The organism is Halomonas sp., from assembly GCF_041689495.1.
GTDB lineage: Bacteria > Pseudomonadota > Gammaproteobacteria > Pseudomonadales > Halomonadaceae > Halomonas.
In genome coordinates, this window is record NZ_JBDNGD010000521.1 from 1 (window position 1) to 1,008 (window position 1,008).

At 61.4% G+C, this 1,008-nt stretch carries 2 protein-coding genes; both read left to right on the plus strand.

The genetic code is table 11. The features are described 5' to 3' along the window. Positions 1-187: hypothetical protein (locus ACESMD_RS15455; protein ID WP_372614717.1), on the plus strand; the 187-nt coding region annotated here is incomplete at its 5' end. Then, complete coding sequence (locus ACESMD_RS15460; RefSeq protein WP_372614719.1) at positions 162-866, plus strand: hypothetical protein; 705 nt, start codon at positions 162-164, stop codon at positions 864-866. The genes ACESMD_RS15455 and ACESMD_RS15460, both read left to right, overlap by 26 nt. Positions 867-1,008: the final 142 nt, after the last annotated feature.

Genomic DNA, 1,008 nt, shown 5'->3' on the forward strand with positions numbered 1-1,008 from the left:
ACAGCGCGCCCTGCTTGCCGCCTTCAACGATGATCCTGATACACTGACCAAGGACGAGCATATTCACCTGGCCGAAGGACTGGGCATCAAGTTGGACAGGCGCAGCAACCAGACAACGATGATCACCAAGATCCAAGAGGCGCTGACCCGAGGAGCCGAGCATGGCAACCACCAAGCGACTGATTGAATCTGCCCTGCGCACTATTGGCGTATTGGCGGCTGGAGAGGAGGCCCACCCCAGCGAGATGCAGGACGCCCTCGAGACTGCAAAGCAGATGATGGATGGCTGGTCGAATGAGTCGCTGCTGATCCCGGTGCTGGCACACGAATCATTCACGCTTACAGCGGCACGCTCCTACACCATCGGGCCGGGGGGAGACTTCGACACCACCCGGCCGATGTTCATTCATCACCTGCGCATCCGGGACGGCTCAGGCTACGAGCAGACAATCGACATCAGCAGCCTGAACACCTGGGCAGAGATCCCCTGGAAGGACACCGAGACATATTGGGTACAGTACGCCTATTACATTCCTGAATTCCCGCTGGGGCGCCTGGTGTTCTCGTCATGGCCACAAGCCGGCGACACTTTGAAGATGGTATCGGCAAAGCCCATCACAGAGCTTCCGGCACTTACCGCCGATGTCGAGTATCCGCCAGGTTACGACCGGGCTATTCGCCTCGGCCTGGCAATGGAGCTCGGCCCGGAATACGGCAAGCCCGTTGACCCGGTGATCGCCGCCCAGCTTCGAGCCGCCCAAACGGTGCTCAAGCGCACCAACGCCAAGCCGCGCATCCCGACGCTGCGAGTAGATCCAGGACTGACGCGCGAGCCGCGCTATGACATCGACGTGGGGCCGCAATGAGGCAACCAATCCAGTGGGCAACCGCCAGCACCAAGGGGCGCAGCGAGGACGCCAGCGGGGCCAGGCTAATCAACCTCTATGCCGAGGCCCTGCCCCGCGATAGCAAATCACCTGTAGTCCTGTACGGAACGCCCGGCACGGC

What these genes read in the sequence shown, in the direction of transcription:
- ACESMD_RS15460 (WP_372614719.1), top strand. Translation starts at nt 162, where the DNA reads ATGGCAACCACCAAGCGACTGATTGAATCTGCCCTGCGCACTATTGGC.